This window comes from Fodinicola feengrottensis (assembly GCF_010993775.1).
Taxonomy (GTDB): domain Bacteria; phylum Actinomycetota; class Actinomycetes; order Mycobacteriales; family HKI-0501; genus Fodinicola; species Fodinicola feengrottensis.
Genome location: NZ_WOTO01000007.1, coordinates 145,968 through 166,861, shown reverse-complemented (window position 1 = coordinate 166,861; position 20,894 = coordinate 145,968). Strand labels below are relative to the sequence as shown.

At 67.9% G+C, this 20,894-nt stretch carries 22 protein-coding genes and 5 pseudogenes; 2 read left to right on the top strand and 25 right to left on the bottom strand.

Going from position 1 to position 20,894, the window contains the following annotated elements; all coding sequences use genetic code 11:
* Window positions 1–77 precede the first annotated feature (77 nt).
* Genes GNX96_RS08900 through GNX96_RS08890 form a run of 3 tightly spaced genes read right to left on the bottom strand, consistent with a single transcriptional unit; the run spans window position 78 to window position 944 of the window.
* Window positions 78–320 carry a hypothetical protein gene (locus tag GNX96_RS08900; RefSeq protein WP_163567695.1) on the bottom strand — a complete coding sequence of 81 codons (243 nt, stop codon included), beginning with the start codon at window positions 318–320 and terminating at the stop codon, window positions 78–80.
* Window positions 317–739, bottom strand: a complete 423-nt coding sequence (locus tag GNX96_RS08895) for an SAM-dependent methyltransferase (protein ID WP_279579813.1) — start codon at window positions 737–739, stop codon at window positions 317–319. Before GNX96_RS08895 ends, GNX96_RS08900 begins: the two co-directional genes overlap by 4 nt.
* On the bottom strand, window positions 699–944 hold the full coding sequence (locus tag GNX96_RS08890; RefSeq protein ID WP_163567693.1) for a hypothetical protein: 246 nt from the start codon (window positions 942–944) through the stop codon (window positions 699–701). Before GNX96_RS08890 ends, GNX96_RS08895 begins: the two co-directional genes overlap by 41 nt.
* A 66-nt stretch (window positions 945–1,010) precedes the next feature.
* Here GNX96_RS08890 and GNX96_RS08885 point away from each other — a divergent pair, with 66 nt between their 5' ends.
* Complete coding sequence (locus GNX96_RS08885) at window positions 1,011–1,553, top strand: TetR/AcrR family transcriptional regulator (RefSeq protein ID WP_163567692.1); 543 nt, start codon at window positions 1,011–1,013, stop codon at window positions 1,551–1,553.
* 820 nt (window positions 1,554–2,373) lie between these two features.
* Here the strand turns inward: GNX96_RS08885 and glmM are convergent.
* From glmM to GNX96_RS08840, 9 genes and pseudogenes are all read right to left on the bottom strand, one after another.
* Window positions 2,374–3,722, bottom strand: a pseudogene (gene glmM, locus GNX96_RS08880) (phosphoglucosamine mutase).
* A 187-nt stretch (window positions 3,723–3,909) separates the two neighbouring features.
* Window positions 3,910–4,290: pseudogene (gene rpsI, locus GNX96_RS08875) on the bottom strand (30S ribosomal protein S9); the annotation flags it as partial.
* A gap of 89 nt (window positions 4,291–4,379) precedes the next feature.
* On the bottom strand, window positions 4,380–4,823 hold the full coding sequence (gene rplM / locus GNX96_RS08870; RefSeq protein ID WP_163567690.1) for a 50S ribosomal protein L13: 444 nt from the start codon (window positions 4,821–4,823) through the stop codon (window positions 4,380–4,382).
* Window positions 4,824–5,019: 196 nt separating this feature from the next.
* On the bottom strand, window positions 5,020–5,997 hold the full coding sequence (gene coaA, locus GNX96_RS08865) for a type I pantothenate kinase (RefSeq protein ID WP_163567689.1): 978 nt from the start codon (window positions 5,995–5,997) through the stop codon (window positions 5,020–5,022).
* 126 nt (window positions 5,998–6,123) lie between these two features.
* Window positions 6,124–6,675, bottom strand: coding sequence for a DUF1453 family protein (locus GNX96_RS08860; protein ID WP_163567688.1), 552 nt, complete (start codon window positions 6,673–6,675; stop codon window positions 6,124–6,126).
* A 36-nt stretch (window positions 6,676–6,711) separates the two neighbouring features.
* Window positions 6,712–7,572, bottom strand: a complete 861-nt coding sequence (locus GNX96_RS08855; protein WP_163567687.1) for a methyltransferase family protein — start codon at window positions 7,570–7,572, stop codon at window positions 6,712–6,714.
* On the bottom strand, window positions 7,569–7,889 hold the full coding sequence (locus GNX96_RS08850) for a PadR family transcriptional regulator (RefSeq protein ID WP_279579812.1): 321 nt from the start codon (window positions 7,887–7,889) through the stop codon (window positions 7,569–7,571). The genes GNX96_RS08855 and GNX96_RS08850 overlap by 4 nt, the downstream gene beginning before the upstream one ends.
* 192 nt (window positions 7,890–8,081) lie before the next feature.
* Window positions 8,082–8,354: a hypothetical protein gene (locus tag GNX96_RS08845; RefSeq protein ID WP_279579811.1), complete on the bottom strand. Its 273-nt coding sequence runs from the start codon at window positions 8,352–8,354 to the stop codon at window positions 8,082–8,084.
* Between the two features lie 4 nt (window positions 8,355–8,358).
* A pseudogene (locus tag GNX96_RS08840) lies at window positions 8,359–10,019 on the bottom strand (ABC-F family ATP-binding cassette domain-containing protein).
* 176 nt (window positions 10,020–10,195) lie between these two features.
* On the opposite strand from GNX96_RS08840, the gene GNX96_RS08835 reads away from it, so the two are divergent.
* Window positions 10,196–11,437, top strand: a complete 1,242-nt coding sequence (locus tag GNX96_RS08835; protein ID WP_163567686.1) for a hypothetical protein — start codon at window positions 10,196–10,198, stop codon at window positions 11,435–11,437.
* A 148-nt stretch (window positions 11,438–11,585) separates the two neighbouring features.
* Here GNX96_RS08835 and GNX96_RS08830 read toward each other — a convergent pair whose 3' ends face one another.
* The 13 genes and pseudogenes from GNX96_RS08830 to secY form a co-directional block, all read right to left on the bottom strand.
* Window positions 11,586–12,227 (bottom strand): hypothetical protein, encoded by a 642-nt coding sequence (locus GNX96_RS08830; RefSeq protein ID WP_163567685.1) that lies wholly within the window; start codon window positions 12,225–12,227, stop codon window positions 11,586–11,588.
* Window positions 12,228–12,653: 426 nt separating this feature from the next.
* Complete coding sequence (truA, locus tag GNX96_RS08825) at window positions 12,654–13,457, bottom strand: tRNA pseudouridine(38-40) synthase TruA (RefSeq protein WP_163567733.1); 804 nt, start codon at window positions 13,455–13,457, stop codon at window positions 12,654–12,656.
* 60 nt (window positions 13,458–13,517) lie between these two features.
* Window positions 13,518–14,267 (bottom strand): 50S ribosomal protein L17, sunset domain variant, encoded by a 750-nt coding sequence (rplQ, locus tag GNX96_RS08820; RefSeq protein WP_163567684.1) that lies wholly within the window; start codon window positions 14,265–14,267, stop codon window positions 13,518–13,520.
* A gap of 50 nt (window positions 14,268–14,317) precedes the next feature.
* Window positions 14,318–15,343, bottom strand: a complete 1,026-nt coding sequence (locus GNX96_RS08815) for a DNA-directed RNA polymerase subunit alpha (protein ID WP_163567683.1) — start codon at window positions 15,341–15,343, stop codon at window positions 14,318–14,320.
* A 115-nt stretch (window positions 15,344–15,458) separates the two neighbouring features.
* Window positions 15,459–15,863, bottom strand: a complete 405-nt coding sequence (rpsK, locus tag GNX96_RS08810; RefSeq protein WP_163567682.1) for a 30S ribosomal protein S11 — start codon at window positions 15,861–15,863, stop codon at window positions 15,459–15,461.
* Between the two features lie 42 nt (window positions 15,864–15,905).
* Window positions 15,906–16,288, bottom strand: a pseudogene (gene rpsM / locus GNX96_RS08805) (30S ribosomal protein S13).
* A 146-nt stretch (window positions 16,289–16,434) separates the two neighbouring features.
* The gene (gene rpmJ / locus GNX96_RS08800) at window positions 16,435–16,548 is read right to left on the bottom strand and encodes a 50S ribosomal protein L36 (RefSeq protein ID WP_163508550.1); all 114 of its coding nucleotides are present in this window, start codon (window positions 16,546–16,548) and stop codon (window positions 16,435–16,437) included.
* Window positions 16,549–16,614: 66 nt separating this feature from the next.
* The gene (gene infA, locus GNX96_RS08795; protein WP_163508549.1) at window positions 16,615–16,836 is read right to left on the bottom strand and encodes a translation initiation factor IF-1; all 222 of its coding nucleotides are present in this window, start codon (window positions 16,834–16,836) and stop codon (window positions 16,615–16,617) included.
* Between the two features lie 217 nt (window positions 16,837–17,053).
* On the bottom strand, window positions 17,054–17,506 hold the full coding sequence (locus GNX96_RS08790) for an NUDIX hydrolase (RefSeq protein WP_279579810.1): 453 nt from the start codon (window positions 17,504–17,506) through the stop codon (window positions 17,054–17,056).
* Complete coding sequence (locus GNX96_RS08785; RefSeq protein ID WP_279579809.1) at window positions 17,503–17,655, bottom strand: hypothetical protein; 153 nt, start codon at window positions 17,653–17,655, stop codon at window positions 17,503–17,505. The genes GNX96_RS08790 and GNX96_RS08785 overlap by 4 nt, the downstream gene beginning before the upstream one ends.
* Window positions 17,656–17,994: 339 nt before the next feature.
* Entirely contained in the window at window positions 17,995–18,816 is an 822-nt protein-coding gene (map, locus tag GNX96_RS08780) for a type I methionyl aminopeptidase (protein WP_279579808.1), read from the bottom strand.
* Entirely contained in the window at window positions 18,813–19,466 is a 654-nt protein-coding gene (locus tag GNX96_RS08775) for an adenylate kinase (protein ID WP_163567680.1), read from the bottom strand. The genes map and GNX96_RS08775 overlap by 4 nt, the downstream gene beginning before the upstream one ends.
* Window positions 19,466–20,807 (bottom strand): annotated as a pseudogene (gene secY / locus GNX96_RS08770) (preprotein translocase subunit SecY). The gene GNX96_RS08775 and the pseudogene secY overlap by 1 nt, the downstream one beginning before the upstream one ends.
* Window positions 20,808–20,894 lie beyond the last annotated feature (87 nt).

Here is a 20,894-nt window from a genome sequence, read left to right as displayed (position 1 = left end):
CGAGATCATGGCAGCAGGACACCGCTGCCCGCGCTTCGCCGGAACGGTCAGGTCTCCTCCGCAGGGAGGAGGCGTGCTCAGCCCAGCTCCGCGGCCGCCACCCAGACCGCCGCCATCGCGTCCCGCGCGTCCAGCATCGGTGGCCGGTCCCGGCCCAGCCCGGCCGCGAAGGCGTCCATGTCCGCGACTCGCGCTTTCCAGCCGTGACTGGCAAACCAGCCGACCGGGTCGTCTATCCGAGACAGCCAGCTGGCACCCACCCGGGTCAGCGCGGCGACCTCGGCGCGACCGCCGATCATCGCGTCGATGCCGGTCGTCATCTCTCGTCTGTGACCATCCGGCTGCCGGCGCGGCTGAGCCCGCCGACACGGGCCATCAGCAGGTCGATATCCGCCAGGCGCAAATACGGCAGCAGGCCTTCGACCAGCCACAACGTACGCTCCGCCGGCTCAAACCCAGCCGACAGCAAGGCCGGCCCGAAGTCCTCCCGCAGGTCCACTCCGATCACCGAGTGCGGGCCATTGGGCCGTACACCGGCGGCCTCGACCACCGGCGCCTTGAACGCCATCAGGTCAGGCGTGTCGAGCTCGAAAACGCTGACGTCCGGCGGCAAGTCCAGCCGGTATGCCCGGCCGTCCAGGCCGGCCGCGAGGATCACGATCTGACGGAGGTCCGCTCGTACGGCATCCCGTAGTTGATCATCGAAATACCTGGTTCTCAGCGGCACGAATCCGCACATCTCCGGCACCAGGTCTCCCACCCCCCCCCAGGTCGCCGCCAAGACCGGGCACACCGGAGTCGTCGCCCGTACCGGCCGCGGCGAGGACGAACGCCTCGGCCAGCGGATCCTCGAACAGCCGATCCGCCCGGCGGCTTTCGATCCGGCGTTCCTGGGCCATGGCAAGCGCGGTCAGACCAACTCCGACCGGGGCACTGCGAGTCATCAAAGCCTCCCAAGTTTTGGTTCAAAAGCACGGTATCAGACTTTCCGACCAGTGGTCGTTAAATCTTTGGCTACAGTGCTGGGATGGATCCAGTCGGACGCCCCCAGCCGCGGCCGCCCGCCGCGCCTTAGCCGCGAGCGGATCGTGGCGGCCGCACTGGAGTTCGACCTGGAGTCACTGACCATGCGCGGGCTGGCCGAACGGCTCGGAGTGACTCACTCGACGCTTTATGGCTGGGTGTCGAGCCGCGAGGAGCTGCTGGACCTGATCAGCGCCGTGACCGTCGACAAGACGCTGCCCGAGGGGGATCCCGTCGACGGCGACTGGCGCGGCTGGCTCACCACCGTCGCCGTACGCATGCATGCCGAGCTGATGAGCGCCCCCCGCCACGCCAGCCGACTGGCCGTCACCCAAGCCCACCGCGACGCCGCCCACGACCGCCTGCACAGCCGCGCCATCACCGCCCTCGCGGCGCGCCGGCCTGACCCCCGAGCAGGCCCACCAAACCTGGTATATCTTCGGCGTCACCGTCCTGGGCTGGATAGCTGCAGAACAAGGCCAGGCGCGATACGTACAACCAGCCAGCGCGACCCGACTGCCCGCCTTTGAGCTGCTCCTGGACGTACTTTTACGAGGCCTTCCACCGCAGCCCCCTGATTTTGTCCATGACACCGGGAACCCCACCGACGCTCATCTTTTGTGACATTTCCGTGGCCCGCTGCGCGGGTGGGTGCGGCGCGAAATTGTCGTAGGTGTCTGTTTTTCTTTCCCCCTCCCTTTGAACGGGCGGGGGGTGGGTCGAGAGGTAGACCTTAATTTTTAGTTGAACATTGGTCCTCGAACCCGCCCCCCACCCGTCACTGGGTGGGGGTGATTTTTGGGGGGGGTACGACAGTTTCGCGCCGCACCCTATGTAGAGCTGCACAATCGGATTCCGATTGTGCAGCTGGGCGTGCGATGGGGTGGTGTGGTGCCCTTCGGGCGGAGCCTCAAGGAAGAACGGGATCGACGGGTGGGGTACGGGGTGGCGAGGTTCGTTCTCCCCGTCAGCGGGGAGGACGAACCAGCGTCACGTTCGTGGGGGGGTGTCAAGGCCTGTGTGGGTGCGGCTTTTGACTGTGGGTGACCCGGTACTGGGTGGGGGTATGTCCGATTGGAACGCTGTTGCCGATTTTGGGGCTCTGGATGGGCAACATCGTTACAATCGGACATAGGTGGCGGCGGTATTTGCAGAATCCGGTTACTGGTGGTGAAAGTTGATCCCACCAGTCCCAATAAGAACAGCGGGATGTGCTGACCGGACTAATTCCCACATGTCGGGATTAGAGTCTCACACTCCGGGCTCAACCGTTGCCCCTGCGACTCGAGTAACTCCTGACCACTCGAGCATCGGCGAAGGTAAAGATACGGGACAAACCTCGCCGCACGTCTAGGAAGCGGACTTGACGACCGTGGCGATGCGTTCGGCGAGGGTTCTGGCTTGGCCGGCGGTGGCGGCTTCGACCATGACGCGGATGAGGCGTTCGGTGCCGGAGGGGCGTAGGAGGACGCGGCCGCGGCCGGAGAGTTCGTCTTCGGCGGCTTGTTGTACGGCGGCGGCTACGTCGGTGGACGCGGCGGCGGCGGCTTTGTCCTTGACAGCGACGTTGATGAGTTCCTGCGGCAGCCGGGTCATCACCTTCGCCAGCTCGCCGAGCGGGGTGCCGGTGGCGGCCACTCGGGCCATCAGCATGACGCCGGTGAGGAGGCCGTCGCCGGTGGTCGCGTACGCCGGCATGACGACGTGACCGCTCTGCTCGCCGCCCAGGGACAGGCCCTTGTCGCGGAGCGCCTCCAGCACGTACCGGTCGCCGACGGCTGTGGTGAGTACGTCGATGCCGTGCTCGCGCATCGCCAGGTGCAGGCCCAGGTTGCTCATCACCGTGACGACCAGGGTGTCGGCGGCGAGGGTGCCGGCTTCCTTCATGCCGAGCGCGAGGACCGCCATAATCGCGTCGCCGTCCACCGGGCTGCCGTCGGCGGCCACCGCGAGGCAGCGGTCGGCGTCGCCGTCGTGGGCGATGCCCAGGTCGGCGCCGTGCTCGACGACCGCGGCACACAGCGGCCCGAGGTGGGTCGCGCCCACCCCGTCGTTGATGTTCTCGCCGTCCGGGTCGTTGCCGATCGCGATGACCTCGGCGCCGGCTTTGGCGTAGAACTGCGGCGCGATGCCGGCCGCGGCGCCGTGCGCGCAGTCCACCACGACGCGCAGTCCGTCCAAGCGGTTCGGTACCGCCGCCCTCAACGCCGCCAGGTAACGGTCGCGGCCGTCCGGCAGGTCACGGATCCGGCCAATGGCACGGCCAACTGGCCGGGTCCATTCGCGAGAGGCGTTCTCGACGAGCGCCGACTCGATCTCGTCCTCGATGTCGTCCGGGAGCTTCGCGCCGCCACGGGCGAACACCTTGATGCCGTTGTCGGGCATCGGGTTGTGGCTCGCTGACACCACGATGCCGAAATCCGCACCGGTGTCGGCCACCAGGTGCGCGATCGCCGGGGTCGGCAGCACGCCGACCCGCACCACGTCCGTACCCGCCGCGCTGATCCCGCGCAGACCGCGGCTTCCAGCATCTCGCTGGAGGCCCGCGGATCGCGGCCCACCACCGCGACCGGCCGCGGGCCGGCGGCGCCGCCGGCCAGTACGTGTGCGGTCGCCACCGAAACAGCTGTCGCCAACTCGGGCGTCAGGTCACCGTTCGCCAGCCCACGCAAGCCGTCGGTGCCAAATAGTCGCGCCATCAGATCTCCCGCCTCGCCCAGCATCGTTGCAGGTCGTCTGGGGAGAGTGGACCGCTGTTGGCGGACGTCTACCGGATCCGGCGATGCCAGATCGGCCTGACGGCACCAGGCGGTGGGCCTAAAGCCCTACCTCCTGGTGCCTGAGCCGACCGCAAATGCCGGCTCCGTACCGCCACGGCCCACTTTCCTACCGCTTGGAGTACTGCGGCGCCTTACGTGCCTTCTTCAGACCGTACTTCTTCCGCTCCTTGACCCGCGGGTCACGAGTGAGGAAGCCGGCCTTCTTCAGCGCCGGGCGGTCGTCCGGGTCCAGCTCGATGAGCGCGCGGGCGATGCCCAGGCGCAGCGCGCCGGCCTGGCCGGAGACGCCGCCGCCGTGCAGCCTGGCGATCACGTCGAACTGCTCGACTCGCTCAAGGGTGACGAACGGCTCACTGATGAGCTGCTGGTGGACCTTGTTCGGGAAGTACTGCTCAAGCGTCTTGCCATTGAGCGTGAACTTTCCGGTGCCGGGCAACAGGCGGACGCGAACGATCGCTTCCTTGCGCCGGCCGACGGTCTGTACGGGCGCGCCGGAGGCGACGGCCGGTGTAACGGTGGGGCTAACAGATGGAGCAGTCACGCTGCCACTTTCCTTCTCGACGCTGGTGGACAGGTCTACTGCGCGACCTGGGTGAGCTGGAACTCGGTGGGCTGCTGTGCCTGGTGCGGGTGGTCGGGACCGCCGTAGACCTTGAGCTTGCGCAGCATCTGCCGGCCGAGGGTGTTCTTGGGCAGCATGCCCTTGACCGCCAGCTCGACGGCCCGCTCCGGGCGCTGCGCCAGCAGGTCGCTGTAGGCCACCTTGCGCAGGCCACCCGGGTAGCCGGAGTGCCGGTACGCGACCTTCTGCTCCCGCTTCTGGCCGGTCAGCGCGATCTTGCTGGCGTTCACCACGACGACGAAATCACCGCCGTCGACGTGCGGCGCGAACGTCGCCTTGTGCTTGCCGCGCAGCAACCGGGCAACCTGGGTGGCGAGCCGACCCAGAACCACGTCGTTGGCGTCGATTACGAGCCACTGACGCTGAACGTCACCCGGCTTCGGGCTGTACGTACGCACAGGCCTACCTTGCTCTCGTCTCGTGACAGGGAATCCGCCGGCGGCTGCCAGAGGAGTCTTTCTGCTAGTGGTCATCTTCCGCGCGATCGACCGGTGGCCCATCGGCTGCTGCCAGCCCGGGCACGCTAAAGCGGCTCATCACGCAACGACCATTAACAATACCTGGCCGTCTCCGCGAGGGTCAAAACAGGTAGGCCTAGAGCCGTCGGAGCCTGATTCTACGCACCGTGTGGTCGACGCCTTTCGTCAGCACCAGGCGGGCCCGGGAACGGGTCGGCGCGATGTTCTCCCGCAGGTTCGGCCCGTTGATCTGCTCCCACAACGACTCCGCGGTGGCCATCGCCTGATCGTGGCTGAGCTCGGCGTAGCGGCGGAAGTACGACGTCGGATCACGGAAAGCGGTCTCCCGCAGTTTCAGGAACCGGTGCATGTACCAGGACTTCACGTCCGCTTCGAGTGCGTCCACGTAGACCGAGAAATCGAAGAAATCGCTCAAAAAGACCTTGGGAAGCCGGCCCGTACCATCGGTGCCGTGCTGCAGCACGTTCAGGCCTTCCAGGATCAGGATGTCCGGCTGCCGGACGGTCTGCACCTGGCCCGGCACGATGTCGTACACCAGATGTGAGTAGACCGGCGCGTGCACCTCGGCCCGGCCGGCCTTCACCTCGGCCAGGAAGCGGACCAGGGCACGCCGGTCGTACGTACGCGCCTCCGGGAAGCCCTTCCGGTGCAGCAGGTTGCGCGCGATCAGGGTGGAGTTGGGGTGCAGGAAGCCGTCGGTGGTGACCAACTCCACTCGCGGATGGTCCGGCCAGCGGGACAGCAGCGCCTGCAGCAGCCGGGCGGTGGTCGACTTGCCGACCGCCACCGAGCCGGCCACCGCGATCACGAACGGCACCTTGGGCTCGGCCGAGCCCAAGAAGCGCCGCTGCGCGTCCCAGAGCCGCTGGGTGTTCGCCACGTACATGCTGAGCAACCTGGACAGCGGCAGGTAGACCGTGCCGACCTCGTCCAGGTCAAGATGGTCGCCGAGGCCGCGCAGCCGCTCGATCTCGGTCAGCGTGAGCGGCAGCGGCTCCGCCTCGGCCAGGGCCCGCCATTCGTCCCGGTCGTGCTCGACATAGAGCGAGGTGAACTCCCGGGTAACCGCAGCGGGCGGCACGGAAAGACCCATGACAACCATTGACTCACGCCAGCCGCCCCAGCACACCCGCTGCGCAGGTGGACATGGTCACAACCCGGACGGCCAGCGGACCTGGTACGCGGCCCGCAGGGTGCGGAATGGGGCGTTCCCGAGCTGCTAACGCACTTTCTTGATCATCGGTTCGGTTGGCGAAGGTTGCAGCGATGCGCTCGATGGAGACGACCGGATGAGCAGGAGGATGTTCTGCGTCAGGAGGGTGATGCCGAGCCAGAACAGCAGGCTGTTGCCGGTGATGATCGAGGTGGCGCCCAGCACACTGCCCGCCGCCGCCAGGACAATGCGCAGCACAATCGACAGCACCCACAGGACCACGGTTAGCGGCCCGTAGCGATACCAGGTCGTGTCCTGGTGGCGATAGAGCACGACGGTGTATCCGCGGATGCCGCCCAGAACGATCGACAGCAACACGTCACCGGCGATGACGGCGTAGTCGATTGTCTGCAGGTGCGAGTTCAGAGCTGGCGGGATGGTCGCGGCCAAGCCCAGAGCCATCAGTACGAGCGGCAGGATCAGCATCCGCTCCGGTCGCAGCTGTCGGCCGCGGATCCGCGTCACCACGACCAACACGAGGATGGCCAGCGTCAACGCTGCCGAAATCAGGGACGGGCTGGTGGCGTGTGTCGCCGCGGCGACCTCGTACGTGTTCATCGCGGCAAACTATATCGGAAAGTGTAATAGTCGCGGTCACCAGAGCAGCGGCACGAGCCGTTTGCGGGACGCGGCATAGTCGCGGTAGCGGTCGCCGAGCGCCGCCAGCATCGCGTTTTCTTCGACACGGGCGCACCACACGACGAAGGTGAGCGACAGCAGCACCTGCGTGACGATTGCGACCCAGTTGGCGGTGAGGGCACCGACGCCGGCGCAGGCCAGCAGCATGCCGGCGTGTCCGGGATGGCGCAGCAGCCGGTATGGGCCGGTCGACACGATCGGTTGATCGGCGGTGACCTTGACGGCAAAGCTGCAATACCGGCCACCCAATGCGCGGAACGCCCGTTCCCGCAGCGCGGTCCCGGCCAGGATCAGCGCGGCTCCGGCGACCTGTACGGGCATGCCGGGGCGGATCGCGGCGACCTGGATGGCGACCGGCGCCAGATTGATCACCGCCGTTCCAGCCAGTACGCAGGCGGACAACGCACACCAGTACGTGCTTCGGTTCGGACGCGGACCTTCGCGCCAATGCCGCGACCGCCGGCCGCGTCGGAACTCGGCGGCCTCGGTCACCAGCCACCCGACCTGGATGAGCAGCACGAGCAGTCCACCTGGATGGGCGCCCACGTACGTCCCGATCGGCCCCGCCGGAGCGAGCCAGGCCAGTAGCAGCGCGAGTCCGCCGCCGATCACCAACACCGCGCACAGCCGCAGAAGGACCGCTCGATCGGCGATGACCTGCCACCACGCCGCGGCCGCGGCAACGACGAGGTCCAGCCCGGCGCGTACCGGCGTCAGCTCGCCCGCCTCGATGAGATCGGTGACCAGCCAACCGACTTCGCGTCCGTACCGGTCCCGCCACCTGGGCGGATAGCACCGCAGCAGCCGCTCGATCACGACGCGCCGGCCGCCGCGATGCGCGCCAGCCCGACCTCGGCGATCCGCGCCGCCTCGGTCAGCCGCTCACGCAACTGCTCCTGACCGGCCGCCGTGATCCGGTATGGCCGCCGCCGGTCGCCGGCCGGCAACGACTCCACCAGCCCCGCTGCCTCCAGCTTCGCCAACGCGCCATACAGCGTCCCCGGCCCCAACCGGACGCCGGCGAAGTCCTCGATGTCCTTGATCAGCGCGTAACCATGCTTGGGTGCCTGCATCAAGCTGGTCAAGATGAGAATGCCGCGATCGGACGACCCGCGAATGGAATCCCTCGTCACCCGTACCCTCCTCGACCGGCCAGCTACTACGCAAAGTGTAAGAGCGCGCGGTCAGGATCCGGGAAATCGGGCCCCGATTCCCAGCAGGTGGACAGGCGCTGGATCCAGTCGCCGGTACGAACAACTACGTTCGCACCGCGCGATCACCGCACGCCAGCCGCCGCAGCACACCCGCTGCGCAGGTGGACATGGTCACACCCGCCCCGCCGCCGGACCTGCTACCTGGTTCTCGTCGCACGCTGACGCGGCCAGCCACCCCGCGCCACCGCAGCCACTGCGCCCAACACCTGAGCAGCCAACAACTGGGCCGCCCACCCACCCCGCCACCCCCCCGCGCGCCGGCCGAAGGCCGGCCCGGTTCACGGCGGTGGGGTGCCCGCCCTTTGGGCGCCCGGCGACGTGAACCGGATGCGCCGCCGCAGGCACTGCGGCCAACAGCTCAGCGGCCAACAGCTCAGCGGCCATAGACTCACCGGGCCCGGTCGACGCGGCCTTCGTCCCACACTGGGTCGTCGGACTCATAAACCCGGCCATCCGAGCCGAAAACCAGGTATCGGTCGAAAGTACGGGCGAACCAGCGGTCGTGGGTGACCGCTAAAACGGTGCCCTCAAACGATTCCAGGCCGTCCTGCAGGGCTTGCTTGCGCGGAATGCAGGTCGAGGTTGTCGGTCGGCTCGTCCAGCAACAACATGGTGGCACCTGCCAGCTCCAGCAACAAAATCTGGAAACGTGCCTGCTGGCCACCTGACAACGTACCGAAAAGCTGGTCGCCCTGATGGTCCAGCTCATAGCGGGACAGCGACCGCATCGCGCCATGCCGGTCCATTCCGTTGCGGTGGTCGTCGCCGCGCCACAGGATGTCCACCAACGTACGGTCGACGAGCTCCGGATGATCGTGTGTCTGCGCGAAAAGTCCGGGGAGTACGCGGGCGCCGAGCCGGGCCAGGCCGGTGTGTGGGACGGCCGCGATCTCCTCCAGCGCCCCCTCCCGGTGAGTGCCACCGCCGGCCAACAGCCGCAGGAAATGGGACTTGCCGGAGCCGTTCGAGCCGAGCACGGCGACCCGTTCGCCGAAGAAAACCTCCAGGTTGAACGGTTTCATCAACCCGGTCAGCTCGAGCTGCTCGCAGACCAACGCGCGTTTGCCGTACGCCCACCGCGCAGCCGCATCTGGACGTTCTGCGCACGCGGCTTGGCTTCTGGCGGGCCGGCCTCCTCGAACTTGTCCAGCCGGGTCTTGGCGGACTGCAGCCGGGACGCCATGTCGGAGTTGTATTTGGCTTTCTGCCGGTACATCAGCACCAACGCCTTCAGCTTGGCGTGGTCCTCGTCCCAGCGCCGGCGCTGCTCGTCCAGCGAGTCGTGCCGGGCCTGCCGGGCGTCGTGGTACGTGCCGAAACCACCCGGATGCGTCCACCCGGTGCCGCCCTCGACGGTGATCACCCGAGTGGCCGTACGGGCCAGCAACTCCCGGTCGTGGCTCACATAAAGAACGGTCTTGGGCGAGGCCACCAACTGCTCTTCGAGCCACCTTTTCCCTGGTACGTCCAGATAGTTGTCCGGCTCGTCCAGCAACAGCACCTCGTCCGGGCCGCGCAACAGCGCCTCGGCGGCCAGCCGCTTCTGCTCGCCGCCGGACAGCGTCGCCATCCTGCGATACCGGCACCGGTCGTACGGGATCCCCAGCGCGGCCACCGTGACGGTGTCCCACAGCACCTCCGCGTCGTACCCACCTGCGTCGCCCCACGCGGCCAAGGCGTTCGCGTACGCCACTTGAGACGGCTCGTCGTCCTGGGTGACCATCCGCACCTCGGCCGCCTCGACTCGTTCGGCGGCGCCCCGGATGCCCGGCGGGGCCAGTGAGGCGAGCAACTCGCCGACGGTCAGCTCGTCCCGGATCGACCCGATGAACTGCCGCATCACGCCCAGGCCGCCGCTGCTCACCACCGCGCCGCGGCGGCGGCCGGCAGGTCGCCGGCGATGATCCGCAGCAGCGTTGTCTTGCCCGTTCCGTTCGCGCCGACCAGCGCCACCTTCGCGCCGTCACCGACCCGGAACGAGACGCCGTCGAACAGCACCCGGCCGTCCGGCAGCGTCAGTCCAAGTCCGGAAACCTCAATATGTCCCACAGGATAGGGAGTGTGACCGACTTCGGCCGTTTGCACAGCTGAGTTTTCGCGGCCAGCTTCTGGGAGCGTCGTTCGCGGTCTGTGGACACAACCATCTGGTCACGATCTCGTGCACCGGGGCGCTACCCTCACTTGCGACGCGATGTCGCACGTGTCTCGGACCGAGGAGCACCAGAATGACGTATGACCCGAATGCCAGCGGGCAGGGTCAGCCGTACGGGAGCGATCCGTACAACAAGGACCCGTACGGTGGACAGCAGCCAACGCCGCCCACCACGAGCTGGAATTCCGGCCAACCCCAACCTGGCCAGGATCCGACGTCGGGCGCTCCCGGTTACGGCACCCCGGCCGCGGACCCTTATGGGCAGCCGCAGCAGCCGCCGCAGGCCGATCCGTACGGGCAGCCACAGCAGCCGCCGCAGTCCGATCCGTACGGGCAGTCGCAGCCACCGCAGGACCAGTACGGCCAGCAGCCGGCGGCGGAACCGTACGGGCAGCCGACCACCTACGGCCAGCAGGATCCCTATGGTCAGCAGTCTGCCCCTCCGTACGGGCAGCAGGATCCTTATGGGCAGCCGGCGGCGTCCGCATACGGACAGCCCTCCGGGGTGCCCTACGGACAGGCCTCGTCGCCTCCGTACGGGCAGGCATCCGCGCCTCCGTACGGGCAGCCCGGGTATGGCGCCCCGCCGCCACCGCCCAAGAGCCGCGGCGGCCTGATCATCACCCTCAGCGTCGTCGGCGTGGTCCTCTTGCTGCTGCTTTGCGGCGGCGGCGGATTCCTGATCTACAAGTCGACCACCGCGAGCCCGAAGCCGAACCCGACCGCCAGCGGCGGGCCTGGCCCGAGCCAGGGCAGCAGCCCGAGCCCGTCGGCGGCCGCCACCCACGGCATCTCCACCCGGGCCGAGGACCCACGGCCGGTGACGGTCAGCGAGCTCTTCGGCATGGACACTGTCGTCCAGGAAGGCCGCAGCTACACCAAGCTCGGCGCCGAAGCGTCTCCCACCTGCACCTTCGCGACCAGCGGCACCGCGACGATCGCCATGGCGAAGAGCAACTGCAGCCAGGTCCTGCGGGCCACCTACACCGACAGCACGCGCAAATACGTGGCGACCGTCGGCATCGCCAACATGCTCGACGAAGCCAGCGCCTCCTCGGTCGGCCAGGCGATTTTCGCCGACCCGAACAAGGGCTTCTGGACCCCGCTGAAGGTCGCCGGTGGCCCCGCCGCCAACTTCAACAACACCGCGGCCAGCGTGGTCATCTGTTCCAACCGCAACCGCGGTCACTACATCGGGTGGAGCATCGTCGCCCGCGCTGACGGCGCGACGACCAACACCACCGACCCGACCGCGAGCGCGATGGGACAGGCGCTGTTGGCCAACATCACGCTGATTTTGAACCTGCGGCAGTAGTTCGCGGTCAGACCTGAAAGGCCCTCGCGAGATTTCGCGGGGGGGCTTTTTTGGTACGAGGCAAGGATGTTCCGTTGGGCGGGGGGTCATTTGGTCTGGCCTGACTGAACAACGGCCACAGCGGTTGGGCTTGTCGACGGACAAAGACCTACCCAGTGATGGCGCGGTGCAGCAGGGCGTTGCCGACCAGCGACCGCAGATCGGCGGTGGCCTGGCGAAGGTCGGGGTCCGAGACGGTGGCGGGTTGGCCGCCGGCCAGCGCGGCGACCGAGAAGACCAGGTAGTGGCCCTGGGCCTGCCAACCGACGACGGTCGGGCTGTGGCCGTCGAAGCCGGCGGCCGACGTTCCGGCCACTGGGTACGGCAGGAAGGACCCTTTGGCGGGGTCGCGCAGGACCGCGATCACCTGCTGGGCGGCCGCGGTGGTCGGCAGGTTCGCGAGTCCGACGGTGATGACGTACCGGCCGGCGGAGTCCGCCCACGTGCCGCGTACGACCTGATTGCAGCCCAGCTGGCCCAGCATGGTCGCGGCGGTGCCGGCGGCCGCCTGCCGGCAGTCCTGGACGGGTTGGCTGGCCAGCAGGCGGTAGCCGCGGCCGCTGACCGTCTCGGTGGCGTTCGGGAACAGCTCAGCGGTGCTGAACGGCCGCGGATCACCGGCCCGGGTGGCGATGTCGATCCGGCCGGCCGGGCTCGCCGACGGCTTGGCCGACGCGGCTGTCGGGGGGCGCGGTGGGAGTCGGCCCGGGGCCCGTACGCGATCGAGCGAAGACGACCGCGCCGGTGGCACCGCCGATCAGCACGACGGCGACCGCGAGCCCGACCAGCCCTCGGACCACCGCGGGGCTCGGACCGGTCCGCGGCTTCTTCGGCGGCTTCGGCGCCGGCCGACGGTCCCATGGCGGCGGGGCCTGCTGAGCCGGCTGCGCTGGTGGCGGGGCCGGCCGTGGCGGCAGCTGGGCCGGCGGCTGCCACGGCGAACCGGCCGGCCGCAGCCATTCGGCGCCTGGCTCGGACGGCGGCCCGTACGCCGACGGCTGCGTTTGCTGGTGCGGTTGCTGAGCCGGCACCGGAGGCGGCAGCGCCCACGCCTTCGACCAGTCCACCGACCTGGTGACGTCCTCGCCGGACGGCTCCGCCGCACCGGGCTCCGGCGGCCGGGACTCGTCCGAGGAGGTCACCGATGCAGCGTAACCGGCTTCCCCCTGACATCAGGTCACGTTTGCGGGGCTTCCCGTACGCGCCGAGTGAGGATCGCGCGAGCGGCGAGTTCGGCGTCATCCGGGTAGTCGACGCACAGCAACGTCAGCCCGGCCGCCGGCGCCACCACGACCGCGCCAGCACGCTCCCGCCGGGTCAGCAGGCTGCCCGGCCAGGGCGCCTCGTGCCGGCCGTCACCGACCGCCAACAGGGCACCGACGAGGCTGCGCACCATCGAATGGCAGAAGGCGTCCGCGGACGCGGCGATCTCGATGGTCCCGTCTTGCGTTGTTCGTACGACCTCCAGTCGCTGCAGCTCGCGGACCGTGGTGGCACCTTCCCGGCGCCGGCAGTACGCGGCGAAGTCGTGCAATCCAAGCAGCCCGGCCGCTGCCTCGGCGGCCATCAACGGGACGTCCAACGCCCGCGGCCAGCGGGCGATCCCATGCCGGTGCAACGGGTCGGCGCCCCAGTCCGCATCCGTGATCCGGTAGCGATAGTGCCGGCGCAGCGCCGAAAACCGGGCATCGAAGTCCGCCGGCGCCACTCGCACGGCACGCACCCGTACGTCGGGCGGCAATACGCCCGCAAAGCGCCGGACCAGCTTCTGCGCCCGCGCCTCGTACGCGGGCACCGGCACGTCGACATGCGCCACCTGGCCGCTCGCGTGCACGCCGGCGTCCGTACGGCCAGCCACCACTGGCCGCTCAGCGCCGGGCAGCAGCTTGCCCAGCGCCTCGATCAGCTCACCGGCGACCGTCCGAAGGCCAGGCTGGACCGCCCAGCCGGAGAAGCCGGTGCCGTCGTACGAGATGTCCAGACGTAAACGGACGAGCCCGCCCTCCCCAACGGGGAGAACGGGGCTCGTCGCTGATGTTTCTCAGTCCTTCTCCGCCGCGGTGGCCTCGAAGCCAGCGGCTTCGGCGGCCTCAGCGGAGGCGAAGTAGACCTCGGCGACCGTACGGTCGTAATACGGGCTGTCCTCGGTGTGGAACTTCATCGAGTCCTTGTTGCCCTTGACCGGGAAGCCTTCCGGCGCGGAGCCGTCAGCCTTCGGCTCGGCCGAGCCGTCGCCGTACGGGCCGGCCGCGCGCGGGTCCTCGCTGACCTCGAGGTCGGACGCGGTGGCGTCAACCGCCGGCTGTTCCTCGGTGGTCTCGACGGCCTCGTCGGTGTCGCCGGCGAGCGCCTCGACCGCGTCGGCCTTGCCACGCCGGGCGAACCGGGTGCCACGGGCCCGCTCGGCCTCGCCGACCGCCGTCTGGGCGATGGTCTGGCCCTCGACCAGCTCGATGACCGCCATCGGGGCGTTGTCGCCCTTGCGGTTACCGACCTTGACGATGCGGGTGTAGCCGCCCGGGCGCTCAGCGAACTGCGGGCCGATGTCGGCGAACAGCTTGTGCACCACATCGCGGTCGCGTACCACCGTCAGCACCCGGCGCCGGGCGTGCAGGTCGCCGCGCTTGGCGAAGGTGATCAGCCGTTCCGCCAACGGCCGCAGCCGCTTGGCCTTGGCCTCGGTGGTGGTGATCCGCCCGTGGTCGAACAGCGAGGTGGCCAGGTTGGCCAGGATCAGCCGCTCGTGCGCCGGGCTGCCGCCGAAGCGGGGTCCCTTGGTGGGGGTGGGCATTTCTTGCTCCTCGTCAGAAACCCGGGCGGCACGCCCGGGCAGCTACAGCCTTACAGCTGCTCGGTTTCGGCATAGTCGGCGCCGTCGTCGTACCCCGCGTCGGAGAACGTGTCGACGACGTTGGCCGGGTCGAACCCGGGTGGCGAGTCCTTCAGCGCCAGGCCGAGGCCGGAGAGCTTGACCTTGACCTCGTCGATGGACTTGGCGCCGAAATTCCTTATATCCAGCAAATCGGCCTCGCTGCGAGTGACCAGCTCACCGACCGTGTGGATGCCTTCGCGCTTGAGGCAGTTGTACGAGCGGACCGTCAGGTCCAGCTCCTCGATCGGCAGCGCCAGGTCCGCGGCCAGTGCCGCGTCCGTCGGCGACGGGCCGATGTCGATGCCCTCAGCGGTCTCGTCCAGCTCGCGGGCGAGGCCGAACAGCTCCACCAGGGTGGAGCCGGCGGAGGCCAGCGCGGTCCGCGGGGTGATCGACTTCTTCGTCTCGACGTCGACGATCAGCTTGTCGAAGTCGGTCCGCTGCTCGACTCGGGTGGCCTCGACCTTGTACGTGACCTTGAGCACCGGCGAGTAGATCGAGTCGATCGGGATCCGGCCGATCTCCTGGCCGGGCTGCTTGTTCTGCACGGCCGAGACATACCCGCGGCCACGCTCGACGGTCAGCTCGATTTCGAGCCGGCCCTTGGCGTTGATGCTCGCGATGTGCAGCTCGGGGTTGTGCACGGTGACACCGGCCGGCGGCGCGATGTCCGCGGCGGTCACGTCACCGGGGCCCTGCTTGCGCAGATACATGGTGACCGGCTCGTCGACCTCGGAGCTGACGACCAGACCCTTCAGGTTCAGGATCAGCTCGGTCACGTCTTCCTTGACGCCCGGCACGGTGGTGAACTCGTGCAGCACGCCGTCGATCTTGATGCTGGTGACCGACGCACCCGGGATCGACGACAGCAGCGTACGCCGCATCGAGTTGCCCAGGGTGTAGCCGAAGCCCGGCTCCAGCGGCTCGATGATGAACCGGGAGCGGAACTCGTCGACCGATTCCTCGGTCAGGGTGGGGCGCTGAGTGATCAGCACTGTTTCCTCCTACGGTCTCGGGCGTCCGCCATATGACGCCTCGAGGGGTGCGGGGGCGAGTCTCGGTTCTCGCCCCCGGCGGGCCCAGTCTCGTACGACCGGGCGAAGTCGTGGGTCAGACCCGGCGGCGCTTGGGCGGCCGGCAGCCGTTGTGCGGCATCGGGGTGACGTCCTGGATGGTGCCCACCTCCAGGCCGGTGGCCTGCAGCGAACGGATCGCGGTCTCGCGGCCCGAACCCGGGCCCTTCACGAACACGTCGACCTTGCGCATGCCGTGCTCCTGCGCCTTGCGGGCGGCGGACTCGGCGGCCAGCTGGGCGGCGAACGGGGTCGACTTACGCGAACCCTTGAAGCCGACGTGGCCGGCGGAGGCCCACGCGATCACCGCACCGGTCGGGTCGGTGATCGACACGATCGTGTTGTTGAACGTGCTGCGGATGTGCGCGTGACCGTGCGCGATGTTCTTCTTCTCTTTGCGGCGAACCTTTTTGGCGCCGGCGGTACGTGCCTTCGGGGGCATTTGCTTGTAACTCCAAGAATCGAGGGAATCGGAAGAGCAGGGTTACTTCTTGCCGGTCTTCTTCTTGCCGGCCACGGTCTTCTTCGGTCCCTTGCGGGTGCGCGCGTTGGTGTGCGTGCGCTGCCCGTGGACCGGGAGTCCGCGGCGGTGCCGGATGCCCTGGTAGCAACCGATCTCGATCTTGCGGCGAATGTCCGCCGCCACCTCGCGGCGGAGGTCACCCTCGACCTTGAAGTTGCCCTCGATGTGGTCGCGGAGCCGGACCAGCTCGTCGTCGGAGAGGTCCCTTACGCGGGCGTCGGGGTTGGTCCCGGTCGCCTTGATGGTCTGCAGGGACCGGGTGCGACCCACTCCGAAGATGTAGGTCAGCGCCACCTCGAGCCGCTTCTCGCGGGGGGGAGGTCAACGCCGGAGATACGAGCCATGCTCGGACTTGCTCCTAACAGCTGCACGGAGGTCTGTCACGTCACTGTCCCCGGGAGTCCCGCGGGGCTTCGGCCTCCGACCGAAGGTGTCCCGATCGGCTTGATCGGGAGTGACGCGAATATCTGGACGTACTGATGAGCTGGGATCAGCCCTGCCGCTGCTTGTGCCGCAGGTTGCTGCAGATCACCATCACGCGACCGTGCCGGCGGATCACCTTGCACTTGTCGCAGATCTTCTTCACGCTCGGCTGAACCTTCACGGCCGCGTTTCTCCTCTTGCGCCCAGCCAGCCGCGTGACCAGCGGGAACCTAATGAAGTGGGGTTGTTACTTGTAGCGGTAGACGATGCGCCCACGCGTGAGGTCGTAAGGAGAGAGCTCCACGACGACCCTGTCCTCAGGCAGGATACGAATGTAGTTCTGCCGCATCTTCCCGCTGATGTGGGCAAGGACCTTGTGACCGTTCTGCAGCTCCACGCGAAACATCGCGTTCGGCAGCGGTTCGACCACCCGACCCTCGATCTCGATGGCGCCGTCCTTCTTCGGCATGTCCTCCGCAATCGTGTCGTACCAAAACTTGTCGGGACCCGCCGGTTAGGCTGGTCCCCGGAGTGCGACACGACTCCATAACGGACGTCGAGCGCCAACCAAGAAGTGTACGCCGCACTCAGTGGTGTTATCCAATCGCCCCCGCTGGACACCCTTGACATGACAAAGCGGTCGGCGTTATATGCCGTTTTGTCGGTGAAGCGTCAATCGACAGCGTTTAGTCGACAGTGTCAGCCTCGCGGAGAACCTCAAGTATACGTCGCCCCGCCGGCGGGCATCGATCCGCGTCCACCGAGGTCAGCCAGTCGAGTTCGGCGATCTCGGCACCCGGGGCGAGCTCGCCGGCGAAGTCGGCTGTGTACGACACCTGGTGGACCAGGTGGCCGGCGGCGAACCCGTCCGCCTGCACGTCCAGGACCGCGAAGAAGCTGAAGGTCAGCGGGTCCAGCTCGACGCCGAGTTCTTCGCGTACTTCTCTGCACAACGCCACGACGTCACTCTCGCCAGGCTCGCGCTTGCCGCCAGGCAAGTAGAACTTCTCCTTGCCCTTCGTACGCACCGACAGCAGTCGGCGGTCGCGTACGAGCACCCAACCGAGCGCGTCGATGCGGCCAGTCGCGGGTCGAGTGGTGGGCAAAGCGAATGGCCCTGCATCGACGTTTGCGGTCAACCGCAGCAACCTCCGCCGCAACATCCGCCCCCTGCTGCCGGCGCCGACGCTCCACCGCCGGCCCGGCCGGTCAGCGCGACAGTGGTCAACAGCTTCACCGTGTCGGCGTGGCCGTCCGGGCACGGCGTCGCGGACGAGGACTCACTCATCGGCCGGGCGGGCGCGCTCGAACTCGGTCGCACACTCCCGACATCGGTACGCGTACGTGGGCATGCCCCCATTCTGACCGCTCCCCTCCCACCCGCCAAGCCCGGCTGGTCCCGCTCGGGCAAGACCCTGCTCAGACCGGGCCCTGGGCCGCGCTCGGGGTGAAGACCTGCCCTCCGGGCCCGCCGACGGGGAGAACGAACAGACCAACCGCCTCGTACGCACCGGTCGACCCGACCTCGTTCTTCCTTGAGGCCCCGCCCGGAGGGCGGTCTTGACCTTCAGCCGCTCAACGCAAGAAAGAGCCTCATGGGGCCAAAATCGGCCGTACGAAGGAAGAATCAGCGGGCGCGCGAAGAAACGGCCGAGCCGAGTGCGGCCGCGCCGCCGTCCAAAGCGGTCAGCACCCAGGGCCCATCCTCGGTAAGCGCGATCGAGTGCTCGGTGTGAGCGGACACCGACGCGTCGAGCGTCACCACGGTCCAGCCATCGTCCAGCTCGTCCACGTCAGGTGACCCGAAAGTGATCATCGGCTCGATCGCCAGCGCCATCCCGGCGACGAGTTTGGGGCCCTTGCCGGCCTTTCCGTAGTTCAGGATGTGCGGGTCCTGATGCATCTCGGTGCCGATGCCGTGGCCGCCGTAACCGGTGACGATCCCGTACGAGCCCTCGGCCTCGACGACGGTCTGTACGGCGTGGCTGATGTCCGAGAGGCGGCCGCCGACCCGGGCGGCGGCAATGCCGGCCCACATGGCGCGATCGCAGACCTCGGCCATCCGCAGGTATTCCGGCTTGACCGTACCGACGCCGACGGTGACCGCGGAGTCGCCGTGCCAGCCGGCCAGGATCGCGCCGCAGTCGATCGAGATCAGGTCACCGTCAGCGAGCACCTGGGAGGCGCTGGGGATGCCGTGTACGACCTGCTGGTTGACCGACGCGCAGATGGACGCCGGGAAGCCGTGGTAGCCCTTGAAGGACGGTACGGCGCCGTCGTCTCGGATCGACTTCTCCGCGATCGCGTCCAGTTCCGCCGTACTGATGCCGACCTCGACAGCGGCGGTCGCGGCCGCGAGCGCACGCCGTACGACCAGGCCGGCGGCGCGCATCAAGTCGATCTGCGCGGTGCTCTTGACCTGGATGCTGGGGCGTCGGAAGGCGCTCACTTGTTAAAGGGTTCGAGGGCGTCGATCGCCCGGGTCGTGATGTCCTCGACCGGACCCGTCGCGTCGATGCCGACCAGCTTGCCCTGGGCGCCGTAGTAGTCGACCAGCGGCGCGGTCTGCTCGGCGTAGACCCGGAGCCGTTCGGTGACCGTCTCGGGTTTGTCGTCGTCGCGCTGGTAAAGCTCGCCGCCACAGCGGTCGCAGACGCCGTCGACCTTGGTCGGGTCGAACTCGACGTGCCAGATTCGGCCGCAGCCGCGGCAGGTCCGCCGGCCGGACAGCCGCCGGACCACCTCGTCGTCGTCCACCACCAGCTCCAGCACCACGTCCAGCGGAGTGCCGGCCTTGTCGAGCAGCTCGTCCAGGTTCTCCGCCTGCGCGATGGTCCGCGGGAAACCGTCCAGCAGGAACCCGTCCGTCGAGTCCGGCTCGTCCAGCCGGCTCCGGACCATCTTGATGGTCACCTCGTCGGGCACCAGCTTGCCGGCGTCCATGTACGACCTGGCCTCGATCCCCAGCGGGGTCTTCTGGCCGACGTTCGCACGGAAGATGTCGCCGGTGGAGATCTTGGGCACGGAGAGGTGAGCGGCGATGAATTCGGCCTGTGTCCCCTTGCCCGCGCCCGGGGGACCGACGAGTACCAGCCGCACTACCGGAGGAAGCCTTCGTAGTTCCGCTGCATCAGCTGGCTGTCGATCTGTTTCACGGTCCAGACCCACGCCGACCATGATCAGTACGGCGGTGCCACCGAACGGGAAGTTCTGGGTGTTGTTGACGCTGGTCCCGAGCAACGTGATGAACAGGTTCGGCAGGATCGCGATGATGCCCAGGTAGAGCGAGCCGGGCAGGGTGATCCGGGACAGGATGAAGTCCAGGTATTCGGCGGTCGGCTTGCCGGGCCTGATGCCGGGCACGAACCCGCCGTACTTGCGCATGTTGTCCGCGACATCGGTCGGGTTGAACGTGATCGCCACGTAGAAGTACGTGAAGAAGATGATCAGCGCGAAGTAGATGACCACGTACGTCCACTGGCTCGGGTCGGCGACCCACTTGTTGATGAAGTTCACCACCGGGCCGGGGTTGTTCTTGTCGCTCACCAGCTGGACGATCAGCTGCGGCAGGTAGAGCAGCGAGGACGCGAAGATCACCGGGATAACACCGGCCTGGTTGACCTTCAGCGGAATGTACGTCGAGGTGCCGCCGTACATTCGGCGACCGATCATCCGCTTCGCGTACTGCACCGGCACCCGGCGCTGGGCCTGCTCGATGAAGACGACCGCGGTGATGATGACCACGCCGATCGCGCAGACGATCACGAACGGCAGAATGCCCTTGGCGTAGATGCTCTGGCCCTCGGACGGGATCCGGGCCGCGATGTTGGTGAAGATCAGCACCGACATGCCGTTGCCGACGCCGCGGTCGGTGATCAGCTCGCCCAGCCACATGATGACCGCGGTGCCCGCCACCATGGTGGCGACCAGGGTGCCCAGGGTCATCCAGTACGGCATGTGCGGGCTGACCGGGATGATCGGGTTCGCGTTCACGTCGCAGCCGGTGAACAGCTGACCCGAACGCGCCAGCGCGATATAGCCGGTGGTCTGCAGGATCGCGAGGCCGATGGTCAGATACCGGGTGTACTGGGTGATCTTGGTCTGGCCGGACTGGCCTTCCTTTTTCAGCTGCTCAAGCCGCGGAATGACCACGACGACGAGCAGCTGCAGGATGATGCTCGCCGTGATGTACGGCATGATGCCCAGCGCGAACACCGAGAGGTGCAGCAACGCACCACCGGAGAAGAGGTTCAGGAGCGTGAAGACGTCCTGGTTCTGACCGGTGCTGGCGGTGTCGATGCATTTCTGGACGTTCGTATACGACACGCCGGGCGAGGGCAGGGTGGCCCCGAGGCGGTAGATCGCCAGAATGAAAAGCGTGAAGAGGATCTTCTTGCGCAGGTCGGGCGTACGGAAAGCCCTCCCAAAGGCGGCGAGCACATGTCCTCCTGCGCGCGGATCGGCCGGCGATCCGCATCTAGTGTTCTCCGGTTCCGGGTCTGCTGCCCGGCCAACCGACTGATGGTA